Source organism: Clostridium sp. DL-VIII (assembly GCF_000230835.1).
In the GTDB taxonomy this organism is placed as follows: Bacteria; Bacillota; Clostridia; order Clostridiales; family Clostridiaceae; genus Clostridium.
On sequence record NZ_CM001240.1, the window covers coordinates 6,348,779 to 6,353,778 of the forward strand.

The window sequence follows — 5,000 nt, forward strand, 5'->3', positions numbered from 1 at the left end:
AATAGTAGTGAAATTTTCTTAATCATATGTTAAACTTTAATATAAATACACCTGGAGGTAGTTATATGAAAAATAAAAAAGTTTTGACTATAAGTATTCTTCCTATAATGTGGGTTCTATATATATTATTTGAACTTATTAGTGGAAGAATTACTGATTTTCAAACACTCTTCTTCAATATAATATTAATTCTATTATTTGCACTAGTTGGTTTGTTTACTTATGAATTAGGAGAAAAGCATAAACGCGGATTTAATGCTAGCATATTATCATCTTTATTTTTTCTTCTTCTTTTAATAGATCAAGGAATAAAGCTATCAATAAAATTTTTATGGTTTAATACTGATTTTCCTATAATTAATAACATGTTATATTTTAACCCTATAATTAACACAAATGGTTCTTGGTTAAATGCTAGATTTGGTACATCTGTTAGTTTTCCAATTTTAATAGCTTTAAATATAATTGCTATATTAGTCTTCATTGAAGTATATAGATATTATCTGCATAATGGAAGAAAAGATTTTTGGGCTGATATGTGTTTTACTTTTGTAAGCTGTGGCGCCACCTGCTCATTAATTGATAAAGTTTTTTATGGAGGCAGTTTAGATTTTATTGGTATAAGTAATTTGTTTATTGCAGATATAAAGGATTTATATATTAATCTTGGTATATTATTTTTCGTTCTTACCATGTTTAATAATGGATACTTATCATCTGGAGATGACACTTCTTATAAAGAGGATCTTCAATCACTAAAAAAATTTCTATCATTTATCAAAGACGATATATTACATAGATTTAAATCTTTTTAATTAATCTCCTAATTTAAATTCAATAAAACAAAAAGAGCTTTTACTTAATGTAAAAGCTCTTTTTTATATAAATACTAAGCAAGTTCTAAATAAAAAAAAATTACTTTGATAAAAGTAATTGGTGGCTTACCCGGGAATCGAACCCGGGACACCATGATTAAAAGTCATGTGCTCTACCGACTGAGCTAGTAAACCATCTTACCTCGCAACGTCCTACTCTGCCACACAGTCTCCCATGCAGTACCATCGGCGCTATAGACCTTAACTTTCCTGTTCGGAATGGGAAGGAGTGTTACCTCTATGCCATCATCACGAGATGCTAGTTCATTCCAAATCTTTGATTTGGCTAAATGAACTGTACACCAACGAACGAATGTGAGTTAGTGTTTCCTTTTTCTTGTCCCAAATCTATGATTTGGTTGAACGAACTCATTAAATCACTTTAGCGATTTATACTCATTCAAGTGAGACTATTTTACATACATAAAACCATATCAAAACTTTAGCTATTCTGTATTGTTATGTCGAATAATTGTCTCAACAAGATATTATTATACATAGTATTAGTTATTGTGTCAACACTTATATTAAATAAATTCTTAATTTATTTTTTTAGAGTATTCTTTTATTAAATCTACTGACTTCTTAAATTTATCTAGTTCTTCACCTGTCATGTGTATTTCTACAACTTCCTTAACTCCATCTGCATTTAAAACAGCAGGCACTCCGCAGAATACATCATTTTCACCATATTCGCCTTCTAATAGCGTAGAAATTGGCATTATTTTATTCTCATCATTTATAATCGCCTTAATTATTCCTACCGCAGCAGTAGCTATCCCATAATACGTTGTTCCTTTTCTATTATACACTTCCCAACCTGCTTTAGCTGTCTCTAAAACCAATCTATCTAAATCTACATCTCCAACTCTATCTTTGTTATCTCTTAATATTTCATAAAATGATTTACCACCAACAGTTACATGAGACCACGGTACCATTTGCGAATCTCCATGTTCCCCCATTGAATATCCCTGTACACTACGTGGATCCACATTTAATAAATCTCCAATAAAATTTTTTAATCTAGCTGAGTCAACTGAAGTTCCTGTTCCCATAACATGACTTTTTGGTAATCCAGATATCTTATAGACATGATACGCTATCATATCTACCGGATTCGAAATAACAATAAAATGACCTTTAAATCCACTTTTCATTATTGGATCTACAATAGATTTTACTATTTTAGCTGACAATTCTAATGTATCTAATCTAGTTTGACCTGGTTTAGGAGGTGCACCTGCTGTTATAACAACAATATCAACATCTCCACATTGCGAATAATCTCCTCTTACAACTTTCGTATTTCTATTTAAGTATTCGATACAATGATTTAAGTCCATTACTTCTCCAAGCGCTTTTTCTTCATTTATGTCAATCATTAATATTTCATCACAAACGCCTTGTGTCATTAAACTAAATGCTGTACTTGAACCAACTAATCCTGTTCCTATAATTGCAACTTTACTTTTTTTTAGCCCCATTTTAACCCCATCCTTTTTATTATTATTTAAGCTATATTAGCTATTAATCTATACGTATTTGCTTTTTGCCATAATACATTGCAGGAGTATTATGCATGACAAATAAAGATATTTCAACTATATCTCATAATTATAAATCCAATTTTTTCTTGATAAATTTGCTTAATTAATAAATTAATTGTAATTATTATATGCAATCATTTAAAATATATCATTAAATTTTACATTTAGATAATAATATACAAAAAAACAAAAAAAGATTGCTAAAAAATTTAGCAATCTTTTTATGGTGCGTCATCAGGGATTCGAACCCTGGACACCCTGATTAAGAGTCAGGTGCTCTACCAACTGAGCTAATCACGCAAATACTACCTCGCAACGTCCTACTCTGCCACACAGTCTCCCATGCAGTACCATCGGCGCTATAGACCTTAACTTTCCTGTTCGGAATGGGAAGGAGTGTTACCTCTATGCCATCATCACGAGATCTATTCAATTGAAAGATTTTGTTCTTTCAAAATTGCACATAGCTTCTTAATGTATTACAACTTGATTTATATTGGTCAAGCCCTCGACCTATTAGTATCAGTCAGCTAAATATGTTACCATACTTACACCTCTGACCTATCAACCTTGTAGTCTTCAAGGGGTCTTACTAGCTTATGCTATGGGAAATCTCATCTTGAGGTGGGCTTCACACTTAGATGCTTTCAGCGTTTATCCCTTCCCGACTTAGCTACCCAGCTATGCTTCTGGCGAAACAACTGGTACACCATAGGTCAGTCCATCCCGGTCCTCTCGTACTAAGGACAGCTCCTCTCAAATTTCCTACGCCCGCGACGGATAGGGACCGAACTGTCTCACGACGTTCTGAACCCAGCTCGCGTGCCGCTTTAATGGGCGAACAGCCCAACCCTTGGGACCTACTTCAGCCCCAGGATGCGACGAGCCGACATCGAGGTGCCAAACCTCCCCGTCGATGTGAACTCTTGGGGGAGATCAGCCTGTTATCCCCGAGGTAGCTTTTATCCGTTGAGCGATGGCCCTCCCACGAGGTACCACCGGATCACTAAGCCCGACTTTCGTCCCTGCTCCACTTGTAAGTGTCGCAGTCAGGCTCCCTTCTGCCTTTGCACTCTTCGAACGATTTCCGACCGTTCTGAGGGAACCTTTGGGCGCCTCCGTTACATTTTAGGAGGCGACCGCCCCAGTCAAACTGCCCACCTAACAATGTCCTGTCACCAGTTTCATGGCATCCAGTTAGAACTTCAATACTATCAGGGTGGTATCCCAACAACGACTCCTCCAAAGCTGACGCCCTGGTATCCCAGCCTCCCACCTATCCTGTACAGACAATACCGAAATTCAATGCTAAGCTACAGTAAAGCTCTACGGGGTCTTTCCGTCCAATCGCGGGTAGCGAGCATCTTCACTCGCACTACAACTTCGCCGGATTTGCAGTTGAGACAGTGCACAAGTCATTACGCCATTCGTGCGGGTCAGAACTTACCTGACAAGGAATTTCGCTACCTTAGGACCGTTATAGTTACGGCCGCCGTTTACTGGGGCTTAAGTTCATACCTTCGCTTGCGCTAAGTATTCCCCTTAACCTTCCAGCACCGGGCAGGCGTCAGCCCCTATACATCAGCTTTCGCTTTAGCAGAGACCTGTGTTTTTGTTAAACAGTTGCTTGTGCCTATTCTCTGCGACCTACGTTTCCGTAGGCACCCCTTATTCCGAAGTTACGGGGTCAATTTGCCTAGTTCCTTAACTGCAATTCTTCCGTCGGCCTTAGGATTCTCTCCTCATCTACCTGTGTCGGTTTGCGGTACGGGCACTACTTCTCTCTCTAGATGCTTTTCTTGGAAGCATGGAATCAGATACTTCGGTTCCGTGGAACCTTCCCCATCACGCCTCAGAATTGTTGGAACGGATTTGCCAATCCCAACTCCCTAAACGCTTAGACTAGCATCCAATAGCTAGCACATCCTATCCTTCTTCGTCACACCCTCGATATTAACGATGATAGTGGTATTGGAATATCAACCAATTGTCCATCGGCTACGCCTCTCGGCCTCGCCTTAGGTCCCGACTAACCCTGAGAAGACAAACTTTACTCAGGAAACCTTAGATATTCGGCCTGTAAGATTCTCACTTACATCTCGCTACTAATGCCAACATTCTCACTCGTAATCAGTCCACCGCTCCTTTCGGTACGACTTCAGCCCGATTACGACGCTCCTCTACCGCTCACGTATACACGTGAACCCGTAGCTTCGGTGGTAAGTTTGAGCCCCGGACATTTTCGGCGCAGGATCTCTTGACTAGTGAGCTATTACGCACTCTTTTAATGAGTGGCTGCTTCTAAGCCAACATCCTAGTTGTCTTAGAAATCCCACATCCTTTTCCACTTAACTTACACTTTGGGACCTTAGCTGACGATCTGGGCTGTTTCCCTTTTGACCATGGAACTTATCTTTCACAGTCTGACTGCCGGACTGATAGTATATGGCATTCGGAGTTTGATAAGGTTCGGTAAGCGCTATGCCCCCTAGCCTATTCAGTGCTCTACCTCCACTACTCACATTTTCCGACGCTAGCCCTAAAGCTATTTCGAGGAGAACCAGCTATATCCGAG

General features: G+C 38.6%; 2 protein-coding genes, 2 tRNA genes and 3 rRNA genes (1 of these 7 cut by a window edge). 1 reads left to right on the forward strand and 6 read right to left on the reverse strand.

The genetic code is table 11. From position 1 onward, the window contains the following. Window positions 1-65 precede the first annotated feature (65 nt). A complete protein-coding gene (locus CDLVIII_RS28620) occupies window positions 66-815 on the forward strand; it encodes a signal peptidase II (RefSeq protein WP_009172972.1) in 750 nt (249 codons plus the stop codon). Window positions 816-934: 119 nt separating this feature from the next. Here the strand turns inward: CDLVIII_RS28620 and CDLVIII_RS28625 are convergent. From CDLVIII_RS28625 to CDLVIII_RS28650, 6 genes are all read right to left on the reverse strand, one after another. Further along, window positions 935-1,010, reverse strand: a tRNA-Lys gene (locus CDLVIII_RS28625). A gap of 5 nt (window positions 1,011-1,015) precedes the next feature. Then, window positions 1,016-1,132: ribosomal RNA gene (rrf, locus tag CDLVIII_RS28630) — 5S ribosomal RNA — on the reverse strand. Between the two features lie 282 nt (window positions 1,133-1,414). Then, window positions 1,415-2,362, reverse strand: coding sequence for an L-lactate dehydrogenase (locus CDLVIII_RS28635; RefSeq protein ID WP_009172973.1), 948 nt, complete (start codon window positions 2,360-2,362; stop codon window positions 1,415-1,417). A 287-nt stretch (window positions 2,363-2,649) separates the two neighbouring features. Then, a tRNA-Lys gene (locus CDLVIII_RS28640) sits at window positions 2,650-2,725 on the reverse strand. Window positions 2,726-2,732: 7 nt separating this feature from the next. Next, a 5S ribosomal RNA gene (rrf, locus tag CDLVIII_RS28645) occupies window positions 2,733-2,849 on the reverse strand. 72 nt (window positions 2,850-2,921) lie between these two features. Beyond that, a 23S ribosomal RNA gene (locus CDLVIII_RS28650) occupies window positions 2,922-5,000 on the reverse strand; it runs 831 nt beyond the window's last position.